The following is a 26015-nucleotide window of genomic DNA, read 5'->3' on the forward strand; positions in this document are numbered from 1 at the left end:
AATATATTGAATACTACAACAATGAAAGGATCAGGCTGAACTTAAATGGAATGAGCCCGGCACAATACCGGGCTCATCACACTAATCGCTAAATTTTAAACCGTCCAACTTTTGGGGTTCAGTCCACGATGCAGCGGCTCTTTTTTGTATCTTCCAATTTCTATTTCTTCTTCCCTTTCCTTGAACTCTGATATTCTTCTACTTCTTTCATCAGAGCATTCAGATCGTCATTCTGGTCGGTCGTATATTCCAAAGTCGCGGAGTAATCAGTGTGACTGATTTTTAGTACGTCGATCGGTTTGTCGAGATATTCCTGTATCTGTTCCAAAACAGGTTTTTCTTCCGGGCTGCAAAATGAAACTGCAAGTCCCTTTTGCGTCCCGCGGCCCGTCCGCCCTACCCTGTGCACGTAATTTTCGGGCTGCTCTGGCATATCATAGTTTACCACATAATCCACATTCGGGATATCGATCCCGCGCGCACTTACGTCCGTAGCGATCAATACCTTTGTTTCTCCCGTTTTAAACTGGTTCAATGCTTTCACCCGCTCCGCCTGATCCTTATCTCCGTGAATGGTCAGACTTTTAATTTCCATTCTGTCCAGAGCTGCAAATACGCGCTCGGCGCGCACTTTTGTTCGTACAAAAACAAGGATCTTGCTATCAGGATTTGACTTGATCGTCCTTTCGAGAAAGAAACGTTTATCATCCATATCCACAAAAGCTACCGAGTGGTTGATATTGCGGGCGACAGGATTGTTGGGAGAAATCTGAATACGGATCGCGTTCCGGACCAGCGAGTACGCCAGTTTTTTAATCGTTTCATTAATAGTAGCCGAGAAAAAAAGCGTTTGCCTTTTCTTGGGCAGCAGCTTGATCAGATCCTGAATATCTTTGATAAAGCCCAGATCCAACATGTGATCGGCTTCGTCCAGGATCAAGATATCCACTTTATCCAACTTAATATGTCCTTGGCTCGCCAGGTCAAACATCCGCCCGGGTGTTGAAACCATGATATCAATGCCTTTTTCCAGCTGCGCGATCTGAGGCTCCTGCTCTACCCCGCCAAAAACACTAAAAACTTTAACTTTCGTGTGCTTTGCAAGCTTCGTAAAGACTTCCGTGATCTGAATAGCGAGTTCCCTCGTAGGAACCATTACCACACATTTGATACCGTCGGTACGACCCGAAGTCTTGTCGCGGGCCAGCAAATCGATCACCGGAATCGCGAAAGCGGCCGTTTTGCCAGTTCCCGTCTGCGCAATAGCGAGCACATCCTCCCCTTTCAGGATCGCAGGAATGGCTTTAAATTGAATGTCCGTAGGTCGCTTAAAACCGGCAGTTTCCAGGTTTCGCTTGATTTCGGACGAAATATGATAGTCTTCGAATTTCATAACAAGAGAATAACAATGGCAGAAAACAGCTGCCTCAAATATGCAGAAAGCATCAAAAGTAGGTTAAAACCGCCGATTAACTCACAGGTCCCGCTCGTAAAACCTCAGCCGGTTTTTGAGTGACAATATCTCGCGGCTCAGATTATCAACCCGGTTCAGCAAATTGTCGACGGCCTCAATACCCGCAATATTAATGTCCAGATCGCGGTGTAGGCGGATCAGGCGTTCGATTTTCCGAAGTTGCGGAATTTGTAAAAATCTATTCTCGTTCACCTCCACCAGCTCGATCAGATCGCTGTTTTGAAGTGATTCAACAAACGAATATTCCACCTCATAGTAAGTGCAGAATGTATCAACAGCTATCAATTGATCATTTTCCATAACAAAATGGATTTAGGATTTTGACAATTCGAGAAACAATTCTTTTTGACGCTCGGTCAGGTTCTTAGGAATTTTTACGTCAAATGTCACGTACAGATCTCCAAACTCCCCTTCCTTTTTATACACCGGAAAACCTTTCCCTTTCAACCGGACCACGCTTCCGTTTTGCGTTTCGGGTTTCACCGGCAGCTTCACTTTTCCGCTAAAAGTATCCAGGATCAACTCGCCTCCGAGCACCGCAGTATAAAGGTCCAGCTCAGCTTTAATATGCAGATCGTTTCCGGTCCGCCTGATCTTTTCATCGTTTCTGATCTGAAAAGTAATGTAAAGATCTCCGTCGGGACCGCCGTTGCTGCCCTTGCCGCCATGCCCCGGAATTTTAATGGTCTGTCCGTTTTCAATGCCGGCCGGGACTGTAATGCGAATGTTTCGGCCATTTACAGACAATGTCTGCTTGTGCGTTTCGTAGGCCTGCTGCAAATTGAGATTTACTTCGGCCTGATAATCCTGACCTCGAAAACGAGCCTGCCGCCCGCCGCCGAAGCCGCTGCCCGACCCGAACATGGATTCGAAAAAATCCGAAAACTGATCACCGCCACCCGAGTACCACTCTTGCTGATTACCCGCATTACTACGTGCGCGACGCGCTTTTTCAAACTCGTCACTATGTTGCCAGTCTTTTCCATACTGGTCGTATTTCTTGCGTTTTTCGGGATCACTTAATACTTCATTCGCTTCGTTCAGCTCCTTAAACTTCCTTTCAGCTTCCTTATCGTCGGGATTAAGGTCGGGGTGAAATTTGCGTGCAAGCTTCCGGTAAGCGTTTTTAATCGCTTTCTCGTCGGCACTTTTGTCGACGCCGAGGATTTGATAATAATCTAGAAATGGCATAATCAATACACTATATAATGTGGATTAATGAATAGCGTGCAGGTTGAAATCCCATCATTTTCGTTCCAGCATTTCGATATAAAGATCTTCCACTTTTTTCCTTGCCCAGGGTGTTTTACGTAAAAATTTCAGGCTCGACTTAACGCTCGGTTCGTGGTTAAAGCTATTGATATTAATATGATAACCCAGTTGTTCCCACCCGTAATATTCCACCAGCTCGTTTAAAATTGATTCAAGTGTTTTTCCATGAAGTGGATTATTGGGCTGATTTTGCATTTCAAGCTCGGTTTTCATATAAGTTTTAAAGTAGATTTAACCTCCTAAATAATTATTAAGCCAATAGTTTAGTTCAAATCTTTTTTTCTTCTGATGGATCAAATCAAATGGGGGATCATTGGCTGCGGCAATGTGACCGAAGTGAAAAGCGGACCCGCGTTCAATAAGGTAAAAAATTCAAAGCTGGTCGCGGTAATGCGCCGGAATGCCGAACTGGCCGAGGATTACGCAACCAGGCACAATGTACCGAAATGGTACGACGATGCCGACGAGCTGATCAATGATCCGGAAGTGAATGCGATTTACATTGCCACTCCACCCGACGCTCACGAGGAACTCGCTATCAAAGCAATGCAGGCGGGCAAACCAGTATATATTGAAAAGCCGATGGGCCGCACCTTCGCCGAATGCGAGCGGATCAACCAAGAAAGCAAACGTACAGGCATCCCCGTATTCGTAGCCTATTACCGTCGCGCGCTCGATTATTTTCTCAAAGTAAAAGAATTGATCGATAGCAAAGTGATCGGCGATATTCGTTTTGTGGATATTTACCTGCAATGGCAGCCTTATGAAGAGGAAATTGGCAGCAAGCCAAAACCCCGCTGGCGGGTAGATCCCGAAGTTTCCGGCGGCGGTCACTTTCATGACCTTGCGTCGCATCAGTTTGATTTACTGGAATATGTTTTCGGGCCGGTAAAATCAGCTTCCGGTATCGCGCGCAACCAGGCCGGACTTTATAGCGCCGACGATATTGTGGTCGCTACCTATGAATTTGAATCGGGCGTTTTGGGAAAAGGCAGCTGGTGTTACACCGTTAATAAGGAGCAAAGAGCAGATCACGCACAGATCGTGGGGTCAAAAGGCAGGATCAGCTTTTCTTTTTTTGAGAAATTTGATATTGTGATCGAAACTGAAAAAGGAACGCAAACGCTGAATATCCCCTACCCCAAGCACGTGCAGCAGCCACTTATTGACCTGATCGTTCAGGACTTACGGGGCGAAGAAAAATGTCCGAGCACCGGCGAGACAGGCGCACGGGCCAACCTGATCATGGACTGGATTACGCAAAAGCAATAATTTTCGTTTTTGCTGATACAAAATTTTATACTAATTCTGTTATTTGTAAAACTCTAACTCAAAATCGACAGTCATGGCAAAAGGTAAGAATCTTGACAAAGGCAGCACCAAAAAGGAGGCCGAAAAATCTTTGAAGGAGAAACGCGCGGATAAAAAGGCGAAAAAAGATAGTAAGAAGGAATACTAAGAAAAGAGCTCCCGAAAGGAGCTCTTCTTTTTAATATATCTCCCGGTTGGTCTTGTACTTACCGAGTCTTTTCTTAGATCTGATTATTTTTGAATGGATCTTATTCTTCTCGTCAGGTGTCATATTATCGTCGGCCATCGCTTTTTCAATGGCGAGTTTAATGATCTCCTGTTCGTTTTTAAGCTTGCGGTATTCATTTTCAGACAGTTTCTTGTTTTTATAATCCGCTTCAATCTGCCCGTCCAGCTTTTTCAGGTCCGCTTTAAAATTCTGGGCAAATGCGCCGGTTGAACAAAGAAATGCAACTGCTAATGTGGCTGCCAATTTTCTAATTGAGGATGTTTTGCGATCGTTTTGTTTCATGGACTATTGAGCAAGTTTCAGGTTGAAGACGATAAAAATACATACCAGATTTGTATAACAAAACATTCATCCAATGGACCAGCAAACTTATAATTACGAAAAAATTGCAAAGGCGATTGAATTTATCGTCGCCAATGCAAAAGAACAACCGTCGCTTTTTGATGTGGCAGAGGAGGTTAACATTAGTCAGTTCCACTTCCAGCGCGTGTTCTCGGAATGGGCCGGCGTGAGTCCCAAAAAATTCCTTCAATATATTACAGCCGGTTATCTGAAAGAAAAGATCCGGGAATCAGCAAACCTGACAGAACTCGCCGAGCTCGCCGGCTTATCCAGCCAGAGCCGCGTTTACGATCATTTTACTTCCATTGAGGCAGTTACCCCGCAGGAATTCAGGAGCTCGGGAAAGGGGCTGGCGATCCGCTACGGTTACCACGAAACACCGTTTGGAAATTGTTTCCTGGCTGTCACTGAGCGCGGTATATGCGCGATGGCATTTGTTGACGCAGATTCGAAAGAAGACCAGCTGATCCGCCTGGCTAAAAAATGGCATTACGCCGAAATTACTGCCGATCAGGAGGTTACAGCGCCTTACATTCGCAGGATATTCAGTGCTGATAAAAAATCACTGGAAAAACTGCCGCTGCTTGTGCAGGGTACCAATTTTCAATTAAAGGTCTGGGAAGCATTATTAAATATTCCCAACGGCGCCGTGACAACCTACCAGCAAATTGCGAATAGCATTGGCCACCCAGGGGCAGTTCGGGCAGTAGGTACCGCTGTCGGTGACAACCCTGTTGCCTACCTGATTCCCTGCCACCGCGTGATCCGAAAGGAAGGTATTTTGGGAGAATATCGCTGGGGTAGTCTGCGCAAAAAAGCTTTGATCGGCTGGGAGGCCGCCCACCACAATGAGGAATAATTTGCACAGCAACTGTCGTCAACAAATAGCATAATAACGCGCAAATGGTATCCTAACACCTTGTGTATTAGACCCTAATTTTTCTTTACAATTCAACTTTTTCATGATGGACTGATATTGGAGGGTATATAATCCATCAATCAACCAAATCATCAGACATGAAAAAGACCTTATTCCGCACACTGGCCATCGTTGCCTTCGTGTCCGCACTTAGCTCGGCCAGCTACGCACAGTTTTCCATCGGACTTCAGGGTGGAATTGCAAAATCAAATGTGGAAGATTCCAAAACGGTAGCAGGCGGTGGGGTTAACCTGCGCGTGTTCACTTCGCCGAGGTTCGCAGTCGGTGTGGCAGGTAAAATTTACGCAGACGGAAGCGATTACACCATCGCCGGACAGACGCTGAGCTCCACCGGAACATTGATGCCGGTAACTGGTACCCTTGACTATTTTTTCGCAGAAGGACTTATCCGTCCGTATGTAGGCGGTGACGCGGGTGTGTACTTCTCGAAATACAATGCAGAGTTTAACGGAAATACGATCGTAGAATCCTCGCGCCACAGCAATTTCGGTGCAGCGCCGCGTGCAGGTTTACTGTTTGCATTCGGTAATTTGGGTATCCAGGTGGAAGGTATTTACCACTTTGTATTTGGAAATAAAAACCATAACTCAACCACTGGCGGGCCGAACAATGTCGATTTCGAATCGACTTCGAATTTTGGCGGCGTGAATGTGGGTGTAATTTTCGGTTTGGGAGGTAAGTAATCCACTTCTTGAATCTGGTTAAAAACGCGTCGAAAGGCGCGTTTTTTTTGTTCTGTCCATATTCGGCTCTAACTTTCCCGAAAATAACGCCTCTTGAAAGCTTCAATCCCATTTAAAGATCAGATATCAGATTGGTTCTTATCAATGGGTTTTGAATGCAGGGAAGCGCAAAAGATTGCCGGCATTTTTACGGTATTTCATATTTTTAAAAATAACCAAAACAGACTTGCGCTGGTACTGATCGATCTGGATGTTTGGGCTAATGAAAATGCAGTGGATAAGTGGCCTGCGTGTATTCAACATGTTCAGCATGTTCGTGATAGCGGTTTGACGACTGTTGTTTTATGGGAGGATTTTTGGTTGAATAAAAAGGAGATTGTCCGGTCGCGGCTTTCGGCAATTCTTGGACTAGCACATAAAATACCCGCGCGCCTCACCAAAGTTCGCCGCATCGACAAAGAAACGACCGACCGTTTTTTGGCAGAAAACCATTTAAATGGTCCGGTATCTGCTAAATACAAATACGGGCTCTACCTCCCGGCCAGCTACTATCGCGTTCTGAATGAAATGCTTACACCGGAAATAGGCTCTACTGAAATGCTGGTAGCTGTTGCGACTTTCAGCTATCCACGTATTTTCAATAAAGAAACGAATCCACTCCGCTCGCACGAATTGATCCGGTTTGCCAGTTTGCGCGATTGCAATGTAGTCGGCGGGCTGGACAAACTTTTGCAGGCTTTTATCAGGGAAAAAGAGCCGGGAGATATTATGACTTATGCCGATGTAGAATGGTCTGCGGGAGCCAGTTATAACAAACTGGGATTTAAAAAAATCGCTCAGACGCAGCCCGAAGCTTTTTATATTGACACAAAAACAATGCAGCGGAAAACTGAGACCGGAACAGCTAGTGAAGTGCGCGAAAACGATATGGAGATCCGGAATATGGGCAGCATTAAGTTTGTAAAACAGATCCTCAACTAGATTTAAATGTCGGGAATATGCAAATAACAAAGCCACTGCAGGTTATTCTCGGCCCTACTGCCTCCGGAAAAACACATTTGGCAGTGCAGGTTGCGGCAGAGCTCGACGGAGAAATAATAAGCGCCGATTCGCGGCAGGTATACCGGGAAATGGATATCGGTACCGGCAAGGATCTTGGCGAATATCAGCTTGCCGGGAAACCTGTCCCCTATCACCTGATCGATATTGCAGATGCGGGCACTCAATATAATGTGAACGACTACCAGCACGATTTTGAGAAGGTATACGAAGGTATTGCTTCCAGAAACCGGGTACCGATTCTTTGCGGCGGCTCCGGGTTTTATATTTATGCATTACTGAAAGGCCACGCGTATTCGGCTATTCCGGTTAATGAAAGTTTGCGGGCAAAATTACAGGAGCTTTCGAATGAACAGCTACTTGCACGTTTCAAAACATATAGCACAGATTACCAGGAACTTGCAGATACTTCAACCAGGAAGCGCCTGATCCGTGCGATCGAGATTTCTGAATATCTGTCTGCCGACCCGGCGGCTGGTAACCAGTTCGCAAAGCCAGATCTCGCGCAGCAAAGTATCATTTTCGGACTGAACCCGGCCGTCGAAATCCGCCGCGAGCGTATCAGTACCAGACTAAACCAGCGACTTGAAAACGGTTTGGTTGAAGAAGTAGAGCAGCTTTTGAAAAAATTGACGCCAGATCAACTGATTTATTATGGTTTGGAATACAAATACATTACCCTGTACCTGACCGGCGAGCTGGACTTTGCGACTATGAAAAGTAAGCTCGAAACAGAAATCCATCGCTTCGCCAAGCGGCAAATGACGTTTTTCAGGAAAATGGAAAAGGACGGGCTGGCAATTCACTGGCTAAACGATGACTGGAACGAGCGACAGAAAATTGAATATATCGCGCAGCAATATCTTGGTTTTGAAGCACAGAGAAGTAAGAGTTAACACCTAAAAATGGCGTCATAAAAAGCAATGAACAGAAAAATAAGCAGCCTCCTGCTATTGTTGGTATTGACCATTACCGACGCGTACTTACTGGCGCACCCCAATCTGATCGGCAGGATTGGCATTTTTGTTTACAAACACACCTATATCCGCAATTTTCCGAGGGCGTTATTTACAGTAGCATTGACGGTCGGAATTGCATTGGCACTTAGCGAGCTGGCTTACCGTTTTATGAAGAAGAAACCAGCGCTGATCACTTTCCTGTTTTTGGATGCTGTCGCCCTGGCCTGGTTCATGTATGTGTATGTCACTTTTTCCTCCTTCTCGTACCGACTTACCGGTAAGGCATTTATCTACGGCGCGCATTTGATGCCGGTGATCCTGATCGGCATTTTTAGCAGGTATTTGTTCAAAAGGATCCTCGTCGCGGAGGTAAACAGCAAGGGAATCAGTGCTGTTGGAAGTTCGGAAAATAGTGGTGTGGAACCGCCCGATGGACCTATTTGAATGCAGATTAGTCGGCTCAATATAATATTGGTACTATTCCGCTCAATTATAAAATATTATTGTTTGGGACTTGATTTTTCACAAATTAAACATGGATAATAATAGAAAATACGCGGTTTTTTAGGATATTGCGGCTTGTCTTGGACGCGGAAATCGCCGATTCCCGGGCTATTTAACACAAAATTAATTTGTTGGATAAGTAAATCAGCGTCGGGCAAAATCTTTGGAATGCGTTGGCCTGATCCGGACCTGTCCCGTCATTAACCTTTTTAATTTTATTCTTAATTATATGTCCCAAATAGCTGAATTAACCCTTGATGGTCAAAAGTTTGAGTTCCCGGTAATTGAAGGAAGTGAGCAGGAAAAAGCGATTGATATTGCGAAGCTGCGGGACCAGACAGGGTATATTACTATTGACGCCGGCTATAAAAATACCGGTGCTACAAAAAGCGCTATCACATTTTTGGATGGTGAAGAAGGTATACTGAATTACAGAGGATATTCGATAGAGGATTTGGCCGAGAAGGCGTCGTTCCTGGAAGTAGCTTACCTGTTGATTTATGGAGAGCTGCCTACTGAAAAGCAATTTGCTGACTTCGAGCACGAAATCAGAACGCATACGCTGGTGAACGAGGATATGCGCAAGATTTTCGAAGGATTTCCGGTGAATGCGCACCCGATGGGCGTTTTGTCTTCGCTGGTAAGTGCCATGAGCTCTTTCTATCCTGACAGTGACCAATATAGCGAAGAAGTAACCCAGCTGCATATCATTCGGTTGCTTTCAAAACTGCCGACTATTGCGACCTGGTCTTACAAAAAATCGCAGGGACACCCGGTCAACTATCCGCAGAATGACCTGGATTATTGTTCCAATTTCCTGAATATGATGTTTTCGCTCCCGGTAGCGAAATATAATGTGGATCCGGTGGTTTCGGCTGCATTGAATAAGCTGCTGATCCTTCACGCTGACCACGAACAAAACTGTTCTACTTCTACGGTAAGGCTTGTTGGTTCATCCCACGCTAATATTTATTCGTCGATCTCGGCTGGTATCAGCGCTTTGTGGGGCCCGCTTCACGGCGGTGCAAACCAGGAAGTGATCGAAATGCTGGAAGCGATCAAAAATGACGGCGGCGATACTCAGAAGTATATTGATATGGCAAAAGACAAAACGAGCGGTTTCCGTTTGTTCGGTTTTGGTCACCGGGTTTACAAGAACTTTGACCCGCGTGCCCGCATCATCAAAAAAGCTGCCGACGACGTACTGAACAAGCTGGGTATCAATGATCCTGTATTGGAAATTGCCCAGAAATTGGAAAAAGCGGCTTTGGAGGACGATTATTTCGTACAAAGAAAGTTGTACCCGAATGTAGATTTTTACTCAGGAATCATTTACCGCGCATTGGGAATTCCTACCAATATGTTTACGGTTATGTTTGCTATCGGCCGGCTTCCGGGCTGGATTGCGCAATGGAAAGAAATGCGGGCTAATAAAGAACCAATCGGCCGCCCGCGTCAGATTTACGTAGGCGCTCCCAAAAGAGATTTTGTCGCGATGAGCGAGAGATAGTAATAAGAAGACTGGTTTTAAAACAACGCCCCCAAAAAGTTAGACACTTCTTGGGGGCATTTTTATGGTGATAACCGATCTACTTTCCAGCTATTCTCCCCGATTTTCTCAAAAACTAGCCGGTCGTGCAATCGGCTGGGTCTCCCCTGCCAGAACTCTATTCGTTCTGGGATTACGCGGTAACCTCCCCAATGCGGCGGGCGCGGTACTTCGTGGCCTTCAAATTTATCCTCAAATTCTCTCTTTTTTTCCTCTAAGAAAGTTCGGTCCGGAATCACTTCACTCTGTTCCGAAACCCACGCGCCAATCTGGCTTCCGCGAGGTCGCACAGCAAAGTACTCAGACGATTCTTCCGGGCTGGTTTTAACAACAATTCCTTCAATCCGCACCTGCCTTTCAAGCTCTTTCCAAAAGAAGGTAAGCGCCACCTGATTGTTCTCCTCCATGTCCCTGCCCTTTTTACTCTCGTAATTTGTAAAAAAGGAAAACCCGGTCTCGTTGAGGTCTTTCAGCAGCACGATCCGGGCCGACGGGCGACCGTTCGAAACCGTGCTGAGCAGCATCGCATTCGCTTCGGAAACACCCGCCAGAACAGCCTCATCAAACCATAACTTGAACTGTTTCAGCGGATTTGTATCCAGATCTACTTCATTGAGACCTTTCAAACTATAATCGTAGCGAATTCCGGCAATTTTATGATCCATTTGGTGCTAATATATCAATGTTAGGACGTCAAAAGTAGCCATTTCAAGGGAAAGATTGTTAGATTTGTAATCCGAGAAGACGTACGTACGAAACTAGAATCACGATGGCACAAGAACAACAAGAAGGGGTCAAAAGCGAGGAGCAGGAAGACCTGACACAAAAGTCGATTGACACCCTTGAAATTGATCTTAACAATGAGTTAACGGAAGAGCATGAGGAGGTGGCGCCAGACGTTGATTACACCCAATTGTCGAAAGAACAGCTGATTGGAATATTAGAAAATGAGCTGGCTGCGATTCGTGAGGAGGGTGCAAAACCTGCCTTGCTTAAAAAGGCAGAAACTGTTTCCAGGGAAATACGTCCGGTACTTGATCAGATCAAATTGAGGGAAAGAGAAACTGCATTGCAGGCATATATTGCCGACAATGGCGGTGAAGAGGGTTTTGAATATAAATATGATGCCGATACTCAGAAAATAGATTCGCTGAGCCGCGAGATCAAGGGTTTGAAAAACTCTTATTATCAATCTCAGGAAAAAGAAAAAGAGAAGAATTTCAATGTAAAAACTTCCTTAATCCAGCGCCTGCGGTCACTACTGGAAGAGGAAGGCGGCCGCGAAACTGATGCGACGGGATTGAAGTCCAGCTGGGAAGAATTTAAAAAGATCCAGGAAGAATGGAAATCAGCGGGTAACATTGCTTCGCCGCATAATGGTACGCTTTGGGCGACTTATAATGCATTGATCGACCGCTATTTCAGCAACAGGAATATCTATTTCGAATTAAAGGAACTGGACAGGCGCCGTAATGCAGAGTTGAAATCAGAGCTCTGTGAAAAGGTGGAAGAACTGGCCAAATCGCTCGAAAACCGGCCGATGACCAAGGAGATCCTGAACGAGGCTAACCACATTTTCGAAGATTATAAACACCTCGGCCCTGCTCCGAAAGAGGAACAGGAAAAACTTTGGCAACGCTTTAAAGAGGCTATGGATGTGCTATACAATGCACAAAGAGGCCAGTTCGCGGAGCAGAAAAAAACAATGCAGGAAAACTACGAACAGAAGCTCGGAATCTACGAAGCTATTGTTCCTTTTACTACCTACAACTCTGGCAGCATAAAAGAATGGAATGCGAAGACCAAAGAGATCATGGCATTCCAGGATCAATGGGTGGCGTTGAAAGGAATAATGCCGCGTGAGGAAGGAAAAGACCTGAGCAAGAAATTCTGGGCTGCGTTAAAGACTTTCTTCAATAACAAGGGTGAGTTTTTCCGTCAGCTGGAATCGAAAAGAGAGCAGAATCTTGATCTGAAAACGCAGTTGTGCGTGGAAGTGGAAGAATTACTGGCGGCAGGCGAAGATAATCCAGCTACTACACAGAAGGTCATTGAACTGCAAAAGAAATGGAAAGGTATTGGTCAGGTTCCTGAAAAATATAAAGACACTATTTACGACCGGTTCAAAAAAGCTTGTGACGCATATTTTGACAAGAAACGGGAAAAGAACAAAGAAGTTGAAGAAGAGTTTGAAGGTAATCTGGCGAAGAAGCTGGATTTGATCGAGCGGATCGAAGCGGCAGCGAAAAGCAAGGACGAGTCGTCACTGAATTTGCTGAATGCTTTCAAATCTGAATGGAGCTCGATTGGTTTTGTACCTAAGAAGGATATGCAAACTGTCCAGAAACGCTACATTGCGGCAATTAATACCTACGTTGGCGCGATCGGGCAGCTGTCAAACAAAGAAAAAGAGCAGGCCGTACTGGAAAGTGAAGTGGAACTGGTGAGGGACAGCGATAACACGCGCACGCTTTACAGAAAAGAAAGCGACATCCGACGCAAGATCACGCAGCTTGAAAATGACATCGCGCTTTGGCAGAACAACATCGAGTTTTTTGCGAAGTCTAAAACATCAGACAGACTGAAAGCAGAGTTCGACAGAAAGATCAATAGTGCGCTTGGCCAGCTGGAAGAGCTGAAACACCAACTCACTATTATTCAGGAAGCTATCTAAAAGCTTTAAAAAAATTCGAAAAAAGTTGTGCAAAATATTGCTTTGTATATTCCCTGAGCCTACTTTTGCACCATGATAACGGAATAAGAAACCGCAATCATAAATAATAAAAGCCTCCATAGCTCAGCTGGTAGAGCAACTGACTTGTAATCAGTAGGTCGTTGGTTCGATCCCGACTGGGGGCTCATCAGAAAGCACTTAACTTCATTGTTAAGTGCTTTTTTGTTGCGCTGCCGCGTTTTGATAATAGTACGGATTTTGTGATTTTTGTAAAATCACACTTTACCCCGCCTCGATGAGTGACAATATTGTGCTTCTGGCTGATGATGACAGTGACGATCGCTTTTTTATACAACAAGCATTTAAATCCTGCGGGGTTTCTGCAAAAGTGATCGAAGCTGAAAATGGAGCAGAACTGATAAACTTCCTGAAAAAGCCTGATTTGAATGTCTCGCTCATCATTCTGGATATGAATATGCCTAAGATGAATGGTCTTGAAGCGATGACACAGATCAAAGCAATGCCCCACGTTGCTGAAATACCGGTTGTGATGATATCAACCTCCCCCAGCCAGGATCTTTACGAGAAAGCGTATAAGGCTGGCGTTCAAAGTTTTATGCCCAAGCCAAATACGTTCGATGAATTTAATGATCTGGTAGGACTGCTCAAACAGCGTTTTCTGCAATAACCTCTTCCCCTGTAAACCGTATCCCGGCGCTTTGGCGGCATGATATTTTTATCTGGGCTTTTGAACGCAAAAGTCTTGATCGCATTCCATAATACTTTAAGATGAGTACAGAATCCTCGAACTCAGAATCAGCAATGAAAGTTCTTCAAAAAACACCAACAGGCATTCGTGGCCTGGACGAAATTACGGCGGGCGGATTACCAATGGGCAGACCTACGCTGATATGCGGGGCAGCCGGATCAGGGAAGACCTTATTTTCAATGGAATTCCTTGTTCACGGAGCTAAGAAATACAACGAACCGGGCGTGTTCGTAGCATTCGAGGAGAAATCCGAAGAACTTGCTATCAATGTCGCTTCGCTTGGCTACGATCTCAATCAACTTCAGGAAGACAAGCTGATAAAGCTCGACCACGTACATATTGTACGCAGCGAAATAGAGGAAACCGGCGAGTATAACCTCGACGGACTTTTTATCAGACTGGGCTACGCAATAGATAGTCTGGGTGCCAAACGCGTTGTTCTCGATACGATCGAGAGCCTTTTCTCAGGACTTACCAACCAGGCGATACTTCGTGCTGAGCTGCGCAGGTTGTTTGAGTGGCTGAAAGAGAAAAAAGTTACTGCTATTATCACTGGTGAAAGAGGGGCCGAAACGCTTACCCGTCAGGGATTGGAAGAATATGTTTCCGACTGCGTGATCCTGCTCGACCACCGGGTAGAAAATAAGATATCCACCCGGATCCTGCGCATTGTTAAGTACCGGGGCTCCGTGCATGGAACCAACGAATATCCTTTTCTGATCGATGAAGAAGGGATTTCCGTATTGCCGGTTACTTCGCTTCGGCTCGACCATCAAGTTTCCTCTTTACGTGTTTCATCCGGAATTCCGGCTCTGGATAAAATGCTGGGCGGCGAAGGCTTCTTCAAAGGCGGCAGTATCCTTGTTTCGGGTACCGCGGGAACCGGAAAAACGAGTATTGCGGGCAGTTTTATCAATGAAGCCTGTAAAAATGGAAAGCGCTGCATCTACTTCGCTTTTGAGGAGTCGCCGCAACAGATTGTCCGGAATATGCACTCGATCAATGTGAATCTGCAAGAGCACCTGGACACCGGACTTCTGCAATTCAGCGCATCGCGTCCTACCTTGAACGGTTTGGAAATGCATTTGCTATCAATAACCAAAATGGTAGACAAATTCAAGCCCGACATCATCGTGCTCGACCCGATTACCAACCTGATCACGGTAGGTACTGCAAGTGAAGTTAAAAGTTTGCTTACCAGGCTAATCGACTACTTACAGGCTGCGCAGATCACGGTGATGTTCACTGCTCTTGCCTATAACGACAACAAAACCGAACAGACCGACGAAGGTATATCTTCTCTGGTCGACGCGTGGCTGCTTGTGCGGGATATTGAACTAAACGGTGAGCGAAACCGCGGACTATATGTGATGAAATCCCGTGGAATGAAGCATTCGAACCAGGTACGCGAATTTGTGATATCGGACGAAGGACTGAAACTGGTAGAAGTATTCCTTGGTCCGGAGGGCGTATTGACGGGTTCAGCACGGGAGACCCAATTGCTTCTTGAAAAAACAAGCGTAGCCCTTCGTGATCACGCTGTGACTAGAAAGGATCGGGAAATAGAACGAAAACGACTGGTGCTGGAATCCAAGATTTCATCATTGAAAGAAGAATTCGAGTCGCTGCAAGACGAGCTTAACAAGAGTTATATCGAAGATGATCTTAAAAAGAACATCATGGAAGATAACCGCCGTCAAATGACTCAAAAGCGTGATGAATAATGAACCCTTCATAACTAATACAATATGGAAGAAATAGAACAGGAAGAATTATGGGAGCTGCGGCTATATGTTGCAGGAAAGACCGCACGGTCAGTGACCGCGCTTACTAATTTAAAAAGGTACTGCGAGGAACATCTGAAAGGCAAATATGTGATCGAGGTGATAGACTTGCTCGTTCACCCGCAACTGGCAGAAGGTGACCAGATACTTGCCATACCGACATTGGTCAAAAAAGTACCGGAACCAATCCGGAAGATTATAGGCGATCTTTCAAATGAAGAAAAAGTGCTGGTTGGACTTAATATCCGCCCAGCCGCTAAATTCGAATGAGCGAGGCATTGCAACACTATGGTGGCGAACACGAAGAAGAGGATGAACATTACGTCCTCCGGCTGTTTATTACCGGTGCCTCCATGAATTCAATTCGAGCCGTCATCAATCTGAAAGAAATTTGCGAGAAATATATTAAAGACAGATACACACTGGAAATTGTTGACGTGCACCAGGAGAAATGGCGCGCAGAAAAGGAACAACTGATCGCCCTGCCACTGCTGATCAAAATCAGCCCCGTGCCGGAGAGAAGACTGATAGGAGATATGTCGGATACTGAAAAGGTCCTTCGGGGACTTGGAATTCCACAAAATTGAAATGGGTACAGAAAAGAGTTACGAGGAACTGGTCAGAGAAAACCAAGAGCTTACAATGCGTCTCGAGGAAGCCACGGATACCATTACCGCCATTCGGACGGGACAGGTAGACGCGCTCGTGGTGAACGACGGTGAGCAGGGACTACAACTGTATACCCTCAAAACTGCCGATCAGACTTATAGGGTATTTATCGAGAAAATGAATGAAGGAGCTGTCACGCTCAATGAAGTTGGTGTTATCCTCTACTCCAATTCCATGTTCGCGACGATGGTCAACGAGCCGCTTTCGAAGGTAGTTGGTTCCTCTTTTGAGAATTTCTTGCCGGAAAGCGCCATGCAATTGTACCGGCAGCTATTTACAAATGGCTGGAAAGAGGACACCAAAATGGAGCTTCCAATCCGCAGGAATGACAAGCTGGTACCCTGCCAGGTTTCGGTTACTATGTTGCAGCTAGACGAGGGTCCCTCGTTGAGTATCATTGTCACGGATCTTACTTTTCAGAAAAATGTTCAGTACCTGCTGAAAGAGAACAACAGGCGGCTGGAAGAAATCAACGGTGAACTGGAAGCGAGCAATTACGACCTGCAACAATTCGCCTCAGTTGCATCCCACGATTTGCAGGAGCCTTTGCGCAAGATCCTGATATTCTCGACGATGCTCAAAAACAACCATCAGATTGAGCTGCCTGAAGAAAGTCAAAAGCATCTGGAAAAGATCATAACTGCTTCTCAGCGGATGCGCACGATGATTGCAGATATCCTCGATTATTCCAGGCTCTCTACGCATGCCGGTAATTTCGAGCTGATCAGTCTAAAAGATGTCGTCGAAGAGGTGCTGGAAGACTATGAAATACTTTTGAGTGAAAAGAAAGTACAGGTCAGAATCGACAATTTCCCGAAAATAGAGGCCAACCGACCGCAAATCAAGCAGGTATTCCAAAATCTGATCAGTAACTCTATTAAGTTTTCAAAAGAGGACGAGCCGCCGGTTATTGAAATCACCTGCGAAGCTGTAAATGAGCTGGAACGCGACAACGAACCCGACAAGGCAATATGTAAGATCGCGATTTCCGATAACGGGATCGGCTTCGACAAGCAGTATCAGGAAAGGATATTCTCCCTTTTCGAACGCTTGAATACCAAAGAAAAATATGAAGGATCGGGTATCGGGCTCGCGATTACAAAGAAGATATTGGACAAACATAACGGCTCTATTTCCGCAGAAAGTCGCGAGGGCCATGGTGCACGTTTCATCATCAGCTTACCTATCCATCAGGAAAAACGTGGTTCAATGGAAGCTTAATGAAATTGGTCACTAAATTTTTTTTGCCTAAATGTAATGCATAGTTGACATTAAGGAATGTTTGGATTACATTTGATTATTCCTAATTTAAACTATGTGCTATGAACAAATTATTCTTACTACCCACCGGCTTCAAGGCCAGTGGTTTGGCAATGATCTTTTTAGGTCTGCTTGGTTTGGCAGTTGCAAGCCAGGAAGGGTTGATTAATGTTTACAGGATTCTTGCTCCCGGCAATACCACCGCCGACGGCTCTTACCCCTACCCGGCCAACTTCTGGCAGATCAATGCAATCTTCGAATACACTTCTATCGCATTGGTAGCTGTTGGTTTATTATTCTTTTTCATGTCGCGCGAGCGGGACGAATTTTACTACAAGGTCCGGCTTGAATCTATTCAGTTTGCGATCCTGATGCAGCTTTGTGTCGGAGTTGTGATGTACTGCTTTTTCTATTTTTCCGGAAACTACCAAATGGAAAATACCTTTACCGCGATCCTATCTGTCAGTTTTGCAGGCTTTTGGATCGCCTATATTTCACGGTACTACTACATGATCCGATTAAGGTCCAACGAGGATTTAATTTTATAATATTGAATTTTGAAAAATACGCTTCGCGTCGAGAGGGCAATCCTGCGGATAACACAGGCTGAACTGGCGGAAAAAGTGGGAGTATCGCGTCAAGCGATCAATTCGATTGAGACAAGTAAATATGTCCCGTCTACGATCCTGGCTATCAAGCTCGCCCAGGTTTTCAATAAGCCTGTTGAAGAAATTTTCACATTGGAGCCACAGGATTGATTGTCTTTCCTGTGGCTCTAATAGGAGCTGGCTTTGTCTATTTCCCAGTCAAAACATATTCTTTACCTGCTTCCGTAGGGAAGTCGAATATCAATTTCTCTGCTTTTGCTTTTTCTGAGCCCGTATGTAGTGATGCATAAAAGTCATTTGCATTTTCACCAGTAGCAGCTTTCATTTTCTTTCCGCTCAGTTTCAATGCATTCGGCACGCCGATCCGACAATTTCCACCCAGTTTTGAGCGAACAACCAGCTTTGTTATTTTACCTTTTTCCCAGGTAATATCTGCTTCGAATCCACCACGCGCACGCAATCCTTTCACTTCGCCACTCGCCCAGTCGTCGGGAATTGCAGCGAGGATATTCAAAAATCCGTCGTGGCTTTGCAACAGCATTTCCGTTATGCCAGAAGTGCCACCAAAATTCCCATCGATCTGAAAAGGCGGGTGCGCATCCAGCAAATTCGGATAGGTACCGCCTCCCTTCGCATAGTTGGTTCCTTCAACACCCGTCAGTTTTAGCTGTTCGCGAATAAGCTTGTATGCGTGGTTGCCGTCCAGCAGCCTCGCCCAGGTATTGATTTTCCAACCTTTACTCCAACCGGTACCACCGTCGCCGCGCAACTCCATCGTTTTTCGGGCAGCCTGGGCATATTTTGGGGTATATATCGGCGAAATTTGACGGCCGGGAAACAGTCCGAACAAATGCGAAATGTGCCGATGCTCAGGTTCTGCCTCTTCCCAATCCTTGTACCATTCCTGCAAATTCCCCTTTTTACCAATCTGCAATGGAAAAAGCTTACTGCGTTTTTCAATCAGCAGTTTCCTGAATTCGGCATCGGTGCCGGTTCTTTCAGAAGCCTCGATCAGATTGGTGAACAGGTCCCAGATAATGGACATATCCATTGTAGTAGCGACTGAAACCGAACCTTTAAATCCTTTTTCATCAATAAAAATATTCTCTGGCGTCGTTGCAGGCGAAGTGACGAGCTTACCGTTTTTATCCTCAATAAGCCAGTCCAAACAAAAAAGCGCAGCCGATTTCATCAGTGGATAGGCGGTTTTGGCCAAAAATTCCTTGTCACCCGTAAACTGGTAATGCTCCCACAAATGCTGGCAAAGCCACGCGCCGCCCATCGGCCAGTTAGCCCACGACGGGCTGCCGCTCACCGGATTGGTAGTTGCCCAGATATCTGAATTATGATGCAACACCCAGCCTTTTGCACGATAAAAATTCTTCGCAGCCTCGGTGCCCGTTACTTCCAGCTGGCTGATGAAGTCAAGTAACGGCGCGTGCAGCTCGGATAAGTTGGCACTTTCGACCATCCAGTAGTTCATCTGGGTATTGATATTTGTCGTAAAATTGCTGCTCCACGGCGGGCGGACCTGGTGGTTCCATATTCCCTGCAAATTGGCCGGGATACCGCCCGGGCGCGAACTGGAAATCAGCAAATATCTCCCAAACTGAAAATAAAGCGCCTCCAATGCAGGATCTTTTGCACCTTCTGTATAATCTTTCAGGCGCTCATCCATCGGCTTGTCGGCTGCCGGGTTTCCATTCAGGTTCAAACTAACGCGGTTGAAAAGCTTCTGGTAATCAGTAATATGAGCTGATTTTAAAACGTCGTAATTTTTTGCGTTAGCAGACTGCAAATACTTTTCAACAAGCGCAACCTCATTTTTTCCTTCCTTATCCGGGCATTTATCAAATCCATTAAAACTCGTTGCCGCTGATAGTAGCAGCACTACCTCGCTCGCATTGCGAACGTGAACGCCCGCAGTATCGGTGGACACTTCCCCGTCGGATTCTTTCACTCTTACCCGCAACTCAAAACGCATTCCCTTGCATTTCGAAGGATCGTTGTAAGTCACAGGTATTTCCATCGTCTGCATATAGTTCGGGTCCGTGTGCGCGGGCGCCTGGCCTTTCATCGCGAGCTCGTCTTTGGCTATTACTACATTGTTGTAAACGAGCGGACTAATTGTAGATGCAGTAAAATTGAGCGCGCCTTTCTTACTGGTTTTGAGCTTCACAACCATGACCTGATCGGCTGCCGAAATGAATATCTCCCGACTGTAATCCACGCCGTCAACCGTGAAAGTCGTAGTTGAAAGTGCATTCGAAATATCAAGTTCTCGCCGGTAGGCTGTGGGCGTTCCGGTCAGTTCCTGCCTGATCATCAGGTCGCCCAGCGGCTCATAGGATTCTGTGAAAAGTCCCTGGATCTTCTTGGTAAGTTCCTCGGCAAGCTTGTAATCCTCATTTTCGAGCGCCTTCCTTACCTGCGGCAGGTATTGGTATGCGTGCGGATTAGGATTGTTGTTTACCGGCCCGCCCGACCACAATGTCTCCTCATTTAGCTGGATCAGCTCTTCGTTCACCCGGCCAAATACCATCGCGCCGATCCGCCCGTTTCCGATCGGTAGCGCTTCGTTCCAATTGCGCGCGGGCTGTTTGTACCAGAGCTTCAAATCTTGCTGCGCGCTGGCTTGACTTATATTGGCAAATGCAAAAAAGGCCACAATACCGACGATTAGAGGCACTTTGCATTTATTGAAAGGAAACAGTCTGATCATATTCTGGTTATTGTTAAAATGAAATAGTAAGCTTTTGTTAAAACTGCTGGTAGGTTTTTCCCGCATTGGCGCCTCTCAGATACTGACTTGTAATCGAACCTGTTGCATTCAGTAACTCCACTGGTGTGCCTTCAAATACCACTTTTCCACCTTTCGTCCCACCGTCTGGTCCCATATCTATGATCCAGTCCGCATTTTTGATCACGTCCAGATTATGTTCGATCACGATCATCGTATTACCCGAGTCTACCAGCCGGTTCATAATAGATAGCAGATGCGAGATATCCGACATGTGCAAACCGGTAGTCGGTTCGTCCAGCACGTACACGCCGCTTTTTTTATGCAGCTCACTGGCCAGCTTGATCCGCTGGCACTCGCCGCCCGATAAAGTACTTAGTGGTTGTCCCAAAGTAAGATAATCCAGCCCGACGTCGCTCATCGCCTGCAATTTATTTCGGATATCTTTTTGTTTGAAATAATCAAGTGACTGCAAAACAGTAAGTTCCAAAACATCTGAGATAGACTTCCCGTCGAGCTTATAAGCCAGTACTTCTTCCTTGAATCGCTTTCCTTCACAAACTTCACAAGGTGTTTTGATACCATCCAGAAATGCGAGATCGGTGTAAATGACGCCGAGTCCCTGGCAATTTTCACACGCGCCCTGTGAGTTGAAGCTGAAAAGCGACGCGCTAACCCCGTTTTCTTTGGCAAACGCTTTGCGCACATCATCCATTACCCCTGTATAAGTAGCCGGGTTAGAACGCGTGGAAGTACCCACAGCCGACTGGTCGATAACGACCGCTTTGGGATGTTGTTTAAGAAAAACGTGGTTGATCAGCGAGCTTTTTCCCGAGCCTGCCACGCCGGTTACGACTGTAAGAACGCCCTCCGGAATATCCACACTCACATTGTGCAGGTTATTCACATTCGCTTTAAGTACCGATAATTTACCAGAAGCTTTCCTGGAATTTTCCTTGATCGGCAGTGACTGTTTGATATGCCGGCCTGTGAGGGTATCCGCATGGATCAGTTCGTCGAAAGTACCTTCAAAAACGATATTGCCACCATTACTACCCGCATGCGGGCCCACGTCGACAATATGATCGGCGACTTTGATCACGTCAGGATCGTGCTCCACCACGATAACCGTATTGCCTTTATCCCTGAGCTTACCCAGCAGCTCGTTCAGCCTGTGCACGTCGCGCGGGTGCAGCCCCACACTGGGCTCGTCGAATATGTACATCACGTCTATCAGACTGCTGCTCAAATGCTTGACCATTTTCACCCGCTGCGATTCACCGCCCGACAAGGTGCTCGTTTCGCGGTCGAGGCTCAGGTAGTCGAGGCCAATATCCACCAGGTGCTGCAACCTTTCGGACAACGTAGCCGCCATCGAGGCCGCAACCGGTTCTTTAATATCATTAATGATCGCAAGCAATTCGGAAACTTCCAGTGCCGACATTTCAGCAATATTCTTCCCTTTGATCTTGCAGCTCAGCGCAGCCTGGCTTAGCCGCGCCCCCTTGCAAGCCGGGCAGGGTTTCAATGCAATGTAAGGTGCTACCGCTTTCTGGGTGCGCTCGCTGAGGGTTTTGATATCCCTTTTAATGTAAGACCTTTCAAATTTCTCAATAATACCCAGGTAACTCGCATTCATCGTGCCGCCGCCGACCTGCATCTTGAACTTCATATTTTTACCATAAAGCAGCAAATCCATCTCCTCTTCGGTAAAGTCCGACAGCTTTTTATCATTATCAAAAAAACCAGAACTCGCGTAGCTGCTTTTCTCCCAGGTAGCAAAAACCGGAACCTGTACAGCGCCTTCGTTCAGTGACTTATCCATATCAAGAAAAGTATCGGCCAAAACCCCCATTTTCCGCCCCAATCCATTGCATTCTATGCACATACCCTGCGGATCGTTGAAGGAAAATGCATTTGAACCGCCAATATGCGGCTCACCTATTCTTGAAAATAAAAGACGGAGCACGGGAGAAATGTCCGTGATCGTGCCCATGGTGGAATGCGAATTGCCTCCCAGCCTTCTTTGGTCGACTACGATCGCCATACTCAGATTTTCAATGGCGTCGGCATTTGGCTGGGCATATTTGGGGAGAAAATTCCGGATAAACATACTGAAATTCTCGTTGAGCTGCCGCTGGGCCTCGGTCGCGATGGTATCGAAAACGATGGAAGATTTGCCGGAACCCGATACCCCTGTGAAGATGGTGATCTTGCGCTTGGGAATCCTTAGTGATACGTTTTTGAGGTTATTCTCACGCGCGCCACGAATTTCGATGTACTCCTGAAATCTGTCCATTTAAATGACTGGTTGGTGGTCGATAAATACTTGCAGACTGAAAAGGAAAGCCGGTGCCAAACTTCCTGAAAAATTTTCAAAATGATAGTTATCGGCTCAAATAGTGGGAAAATAAAAATTAAAAAAACTGATAAAAGCTGGAATCCGTAGCCCGGAAATTGCTGTTGCCTTAAAAACGTTAGTAAAAAATTCGTTCAACACATCTATGAAATTAAGATTTTCCCAGCCAATCTGGTCACTACTGAGTCCGCTCATCGCGTGGGTTCTTTACTACCTGAATAAAGTTCTCCAAATCGGCGGCGCATACAATTTCCTCCTCGCCGCCGCACTGATCTCGGTTGTTCTGGCCGCTGTACATCACGCCGAAGTAATCGCCCACCGGGTGGGCGAGCCGGCCGGGACATTGGTACTCGCCGTCGCAATCACCATTATAGAAGTCGCATTGATCGTTTCCCTGATGCTCTCAGGCGGAGCGGAAACTGCTGCGCTGGCACGCGACACTGTTTTTGCGGCTATCATGATCATTCTAACGGGAATCATCGGTTTGTGCCTGCTCGTGGGCGGCGTCAAATATCAGGAACAGAAGTTCGGCAGGTTCGGCGTAAGTGCTGCATTGGTCACCCTTACTGCCATTTCAATCCTTACACTGGTATTGCCCAACTACACCACCAGCGTACCTGGACCGCTTTACAATACCAGTCAGCTCATATTTGTGGCAGTGATTTCACTCGTTCTTTACGGCACATTTGTGATGGTGCAAACAATCACGCACCGCGCCTATTTCCTTCCCGAGGACAGTATTCCTACGAACGAACTGGGCGTAGAGCCGCCTGCCAATAAGGATGCGATTTTGAGTACGCTACTATTGCTCGTTTGCCTGGTGGCGGTAGTGTTACTTGCAAAAATGCTGGCCCCTGCCATTGAGAAGGGAGTAATCGATCTTGGTGCGCCGGAGTCACTTGTAGGTGTGATCGTGGCAGCTGTGATCCTATTGCCGGAAGGAACCGCGGCGGTTCGCGCTGCGCGGAAGAATAAGTTGCAGATCAGTCTAAATCTTGCATTGGGCTCTGCATTGGCCAGCATCGGTCTCACGATTCCGGTAGTAGCCATGGTTTCGATTTTTACGGGACTAAATATCACCCTCGGCATCGACACGAAATCGACATTGCTCCTGATCTTATCGCTTTTCACGGTGGTATTATCTTTTGGAACCGGCCGGACGACCATTATGCAGGGCGTTGTTTTGCTCGTACTGTTCGCCGTGTATCTGTTTACCACGATTGTTCCATAGCAGCAAATTTTCGTTAAGCAGCTACTTTACAGCCATTTACAAATTAAAATAGATTCACAAATTGAGCTTTCTCGGGAAAAGCATTTTTAATTTTGAAATTCATTTTTATACCTGTAAATTTACAACTGTAAAAATAAAAGTAGAAAATGACTTACATCAGCGCACAGCCTCTCTTCTCAGATCAATGGGATGATATATGTTACCCGGTCAATCCGGTGTGGCTTTCAGACCTGTTGCCTGAATATGATATTATGGCTACTGATCGACAGCAGCTGGTTGTAGGTGAGCCGGTGGGTGGTCGGAAAACGATATTCGGCATTCAGAGCGCCGACTATACGATCGTTCCCAATATTCTGATCCGCGAAGTGGTCGACAAGCTTTTTGGTAACAGGTATAGTGTCGAAATCAAGCATACGAAAACGGGTGAGTTCAGTATCAATATCATTCTGCCCGGCGAACTTTCAATAGGAAAGGAAAAATTGCAAAGGAGTCTGATTTTGACAAACAGCTATAATGGTAAAACCCCGTTCAGCGTGCAGGGACAGACTTTTACGGCGATGTTCAATCAGGATCTGACACCGGCAAGCAGCTTATACAGAGACATTTGCAAAAATGGACTGATGGGCTGGGCCGATTCTTTTGGCGAGCTGCCCGCCTACCAGGACTGGCTTTTGAAACCCCACACAAAGGATAAGAAGAAGCCTGCGAATGCAAAGAATGCACAGCCGAAAGACGCGCAAAAGAATCAGGAAGTCCGGAAAATGCATCATGCCAAGCAAACGCCCGAGCTTTTTCAGAAGCAGTTGTACGATTTGCTGTCGAAACAGATCAGGCCGGAAACGACTTTAACAGCAACCATTTACGAACATTTTCAACAAAAAACCGTAGGCAGAACGGATGAGAATTTGTTCAAAAAATTGCCGATACCCGTGCAGCTGGCCAAGCAGGCGCATGAAAGGTTGAGGCTTGAAGAACGGATGTTGGGCACGGATACTTCCTACTGGCTCATCTATAATGCAGTGAATTACGCATTGTTCAACGCCCGCAGCAGCCTGACGCTGAATGACCGTTACAAGCTGGACGAGAAGGTTTTTCATCAGCTGGCTACCAGCTATTTTGCTTAAAATCAAAATATTAGTTAGTTAAAAGACACAGACTAGATTCATCAACATAAATCTGATTTCCGATGCATTCAACACCTATATCCAAGGGCTTGGCTACGATTGTTAAAGCATTGTCCAAAGTCGACGACGTGTTCAGGAACAAGCAAATTTCTAGCGCAGACGCGGATAATAGCATTGGTAAGCAGTCGGATCTCCCGGTATATGCGCATTTTATCCAGGAAAATATGACCATTCTCGGACAAACGCCGGGTCAGCAGTTGAGGCAGTCTGTCACGCTTAATGAACTGACCAAGAGGCGGTTCCTGAACATATTGAACCGCGTCGCAAAAGGACAGGAAGGTGTCTCACGTCAGGAAAGGCTCTTCGTACAGCAAGTCTGGTCGGCAATAGGCTCCATTCATTAATTCTAATAACTCTTCTCGTTTACCTACCCTGCCCGCCCGGACGCGAGCCGGGGAATTTTTTGTTTTTTAAA

The 26015-nt window shown here is 46.1% G+C and carries 27 protein-coding genes and 1 tRNA gene; 20 read left to right on the top strand and 8 right to left on the bottom strand.

The genetic code is table 11. The features are described 5' to 3' along the window. The first annotated feature begins 5 nt into the window (after positions 1–5). Positions 6–92 (top strand): IS3 family transposase, encoded by an 87-nt coding sequence (locus tag KOD92_RS27815; protein ID WP_406566161.1) that lies wholly within the window; start codon positions 6–8, stop codon positions 90–92. Positions 93–160: 68 nt separating this feature from the next. Here KOD92_RS27815 and KOD92_RS26305 read toward each other — a convergent pair whose 3' ends face one another. The 4 genes from KOD92_RS26305 to KOD92_RS26320 all read right to left on the bottom strand — a co-directional run bounded on the left by KOD92_RS26305 (position 161) and on the right by KOD92_RS26320 (position 2941). Next, positions 161–1393 (bottom strand): DEAD/DEAH box helicase, encoded by a 1233-nt coding sequence (locus KOD92_RS26305; RefSeq protein ID WP_215236597.1) that lies wholly within the window; start codon positions 1391–1393, stop codon positions 161–163. An 81-nt stretch (positions 1394–1474) separates the two neighbouring features. Beyond that, a complete protein-coding gene (locus KOD92_RS26310; RefSeq protein ID WP_215236598.1) occupies positions 1475–1774 on the bottom strand; it encodes a chaperone modulator CbpM in 300 nt (99 codons plus the stop codon). Between the two features lie 12 nt (positions 1775–1786). Further along, the gene (locus KOD92_RS26315; protein WP_215236599.1) at positions 1787–2665 is read right to left on the bottom strand and encodes a DnaJ C-terminal domain-containing protein; all 879 of its coding nucleotides are present in this window, start codon (positions 2663–2665) and stop codon (positions 1787–1789) included. A gap of 54 nt (positions 2666–2719) precedes the next feature. Continuing rightward, the gene (locus KOD92_RS26320) at positions 2720–2941 is read right to left on the bottom strand and encodes a VF530 family protein (protein WP_215236667.1); all 222 of its coding nucleotides are present in this window, start codon (positions 2939–2941) and stop codon (positions 2720–2722) included. Between the two features lie 93 nt (positions 2942–3034). Here KOD92_RS26320 and KOD92_RS26325 point away from each other — a divergent pair, with 93 nt between their 5' ends. After that, positions 3035–4018 (top strand): Gfo/Idh/MocA family protein, encoded by a 984-nt coding sequence (locus tag KOD92_RS26325; RefSeq protein ID WP_215236600.1) that lies wholly within the window; start codon positions 3035–3037, stop codon positions 4016–4018. A 217-nt stretch (positions 4019–4235) separates the two neighbouring features. Here KOD92_RS26325 and KOD92_RS26330 read toward each other — a convergent pair whose 3' ends face one another. Continuing rightward, on the bottom strand, positions 4236–4568 hold the full coding sequence (locus KOD92_RS26330; RefSeq protein ID WP_229254887.1) for a hypothetical protein: 333 nt from the start codon (positions 4566–4568) through the stop codon (positions 4236–4238). 73 nt (positions 4569–4641) lie between these two features. Here KOD92_RS26330 and KOD92_RS26335 point away from each other — a divergent pair, with 73 nt between their 5' ends. From KOD92_RS26335 to KOD92_RS26360, 6 genes are all read left to right on the top strand, one after another. Continuing rightward, positions 4642–5487 carry a methylated-DNA--[protein]-cysteine S-methyltransferase gene (locus tag KOD92_RS26335; RefSeq protein WP_215236601.1) on the top strand — a complete coding sequence of 282 codons (846 nt, stop codon included), beginning with the start codon at positions 4642–4644 and terminating at the stop codon, positions 5485–5487. A 158-nt stretch (positions 5488–5645) separates the two neighbouring features. Continuing rightward, complete coding sequence (locus KOD92_RS26340; RefSeq protein ID WP_215236602.1) at positions 5646–6251, top strand: outer membrane beta-barrel protein; 606 nt, start codon at positions 5646–5648, stop codon at positions 6249–6251. 93 nt (positions 6252–6344) lie between these two features. Continuing rightward, a complete protein-coding gene (locus KOD92_RS26345) occupies positions 6345–7232 on the top strand; it encodes a hypothetical protein (RefSeq protein ID WP_215236603.1) in 888 nt (295 codons plus the stop codon). A 17-nt stretch (positions 7233–7249) separates the two neighbouring features. Beyond that, positions 7250–8206 (top strand): tRNA (adenosine(37)-N6)-dimethylallyltransferase MiaA, encoded by a 957-nt coding sequence (miaA, locus tag KOD92_RS26350; RefSeq protein WP_215236604.1) that lies wholly within the window; start codon positions 7250–7252, stop codon positions 8204–8206. Positions 8207–8233: 27 nt separating this feature from the next. Next, entirely contained in the window at positions 8234–8713 is a 480-nt protein-coding gene (locus tag KOD92_RS26355) for a hypothetical protein (RefSeq protein WP_229254888.1), read from the top strand. Positions 8714–9002: 289 nt separating this feature from the next. Next, positions 9003–10283: a citrate synthase gene (locus KOD92_RS26360; RefSeq protein WP_215236605.1), complete on the top strand. Its 1281-nt coding sequence runs from the start codon at positions 9003–9005 to the stop codon at positions 10281–10283. Between the two features lie 62 nt (positions 10284–10345). Here KOD92_RS26360 and pdxH read toward each other — a convergent pair whose 3' ends face one another. Further along, the gene (gene pdxH / locus KOD92_RS26365; protein ID WP_215236606.1) at positions 10346–10987 is read right to left on the bottom strand and encodes a pyridoxamine 5'-phosphate oxidase; all 642 of its coding nucleotides are present in this window, start codon (positions 10985–10987) and stop codon (positions 10346–10348) included. Positions 10988–11091: 104 nt separating this feature from the next. On the opposite strand from pdxH, the gene KOD92_RS26370 reads away from it, so the two are divergent. From KOD92_RS26370 to KOD92_RS26410, 9 genes are all read left to right on the top strand, one after another. After that, a complete protein-coding gene (locus tag KOD92_RS26370) occupies positions 11092–12996 on the top strand; it encodes a DUF349 domain-containing protein (protein ID WP_215236607.1) in 1905 nt (634 codons plus the stop codon). Between the two features lie 112 nt (positions 12997–13108). Next, positions 13109–13181, top strand: a tRNA-Thr gene (locus tag KOD92_RS26375). Positions 13182–13291: 110 nt separating this feature from the next. Beyond that, positions 13292–13684, top strand: a complete 393-nt coding sequence (locus tag KOD92_RS26380) for a response regulator (RefSeq protein ID WP_215236608.1) — start codon at positions 13292–13294, stop codon at positions 13682–13684. A gap of 134 nt (positions 13685–13818) precedes the next feature. Beyond that, positions 13819–15489: a circadian clock protein KaiC gene (kaiC, locus tag KOD92_RS26385; protein WP_229254896.1), complete on the top strand. Its 1671-nt coding sequence runs from the start codon at positions 13819–13821 to the stop codon at positions 15487–15489. 24 nt (positions 15490–15513) lie between these two features. After that, complete coding sequence (locus tag KOD92_RS26390; RefSeq protein ID WP_215236610.1) at positions 15514–15819, top strand: circadian clock KaiB family protein; 306 nt, start codon at positions 15514–15516, stop codon at positions 15817–15819. Then, positions 15816–16136 carry a circadian clock KaiB family protein gene (locus KOD92_RS26395; RefSeq protein ID WP_215236611.1) on the top strand — a complete coding sequence of 107 codons (321 nt, stop codon included), beginning with the start codon at positions 15816–15818 and terminating at the stop codon, positions 16134–16136. Before KOD92_RS26390 ends, KOD92_RS26395 begins: the two co-directional genes overlap by 4 nt. 1 nt (position 16137) lies before the next feature. Then, complete coding sequence (locus KOD92_RS26400; RefSeq protein ID WP_215236612.1) at positions 16138–17439, top strand: sensor histidine kinase; 1302 nt, start codon at positions 16138–16140, stop codon at positions 17437–17439. 101 nt (positions 17440–17540) lie between these two features. Beyond that, on the top strand, positions 17541–18026 hold the full coding sequence (locus KOD92_RS26405) for a hypothetical protein (RefSeq protein ID WP_215236613.1): 486 nt from the start codon (positions 17541–17543) through the stop codon (positions 18024–18026). A gap of 9 nt (positions 18027–18035) precedes the next feature. Beyond that, positions 18036–18236: a helix-turn-helix transcriptional regulator gene (locus KOD92_RS26410; protein WP_215236614.1), complete on the top strand. Its 201-nt coding sequence runs from the start codon at positions 18036–18038 to the stop codon at positions 18234–18236. A 37-nt stretch (positions 18237–18273) separates the two neighbouring features. Here the strand turns inward: KOD92_RS26410 and KOD92_RS26415 are convergent, their stop codons facing one another. Both KOD92_RS26415 and KOD92_RS26420 read right to left on the bottom strand, forming a co-directional pair. Beyond that, positions 18274–20808 (bottom strand): glycoside hydrolase family 95 protein, encoded by a 2535-nt coding sequence (locus KOD92_RS26415; protein WP_215236615.1) that lies wholly within the window; start codon positions 20806–20808, stop codon positions 18274–18276. A gap of 37 nt (positions 20809–20845) precedes the next feature. Beyond that, a complete protein-coding gene (locus tag KOD92_RS26420; RefSeq protein ID WP_215236616.1) occupies positions 20846–23125 on the bottom strand; it encodes an ATP-binding cassette domain-containing protein in 2280 nt (759 codons plus the stop codon). 205 nt (positions 23126–23330) lie between these two features. Here KOD92_RS26420 and KOD92_RS26425 point away from each other — a divergent pair, with 205 nt between their 5' ends. The 3 genes from KOD92_RS26425 to KOD92_RS26435 all read left to right on the top strand — a co-directional run bounded on the left by KOD92_RS26425 (position 23331) and on the right by KOD92_RS26435 (position 25944). Continuing rightward, positions 23331–24416 carry a calcium:proton antiporter gene (locus KOD92_RS26425; RefSeq protein ID WP_215236617.1) on the top strand — a complete coding sequence of 362 codons (1086 nt, stop codon included), beginning with the start codon at positions 23331–23333 and terminating at the stop codon, positions 24414–24416. A 146-nt stretch (positions 24417–24562) separates the two neighbouring features. After that, positions 24563–25540: a hypothetical protein gene (locus KOD92_RS26430; RefSeq protein WP_215236618.1), complete on the top strand. Its 978-nt coding sequence runs from the start codon at positions 24563–24565 to the stop codon at positions 25538–25540. A gap of 62 nt (positions 25541–25602) precedes the next feature. Beyond that, positions 25603–25944 carry a hypothetical protein gene (locus KOD92_RS26435; RefSeq protein WP_215236619.1) on the top strand — a complete coding sequence of 114 codons (342 nt, stop codon included), beginning with the start codon at positions 25603–25605 and terminating at the stop codon, positions 25942–25944. Positions 25945–26015 lie beyond the last annotated feature (71 nt).

The organism is Dyadobacter linearis (assembly GCF_907165045.1).
In the GTDB taxonomy this organism is placed as follows: domain Bacteria; phylum Bacteroidota; class Bacteroidia; order Cytophagales; family Spirosomataceae; genus Dyadobacter; species Dyadobacter linearis.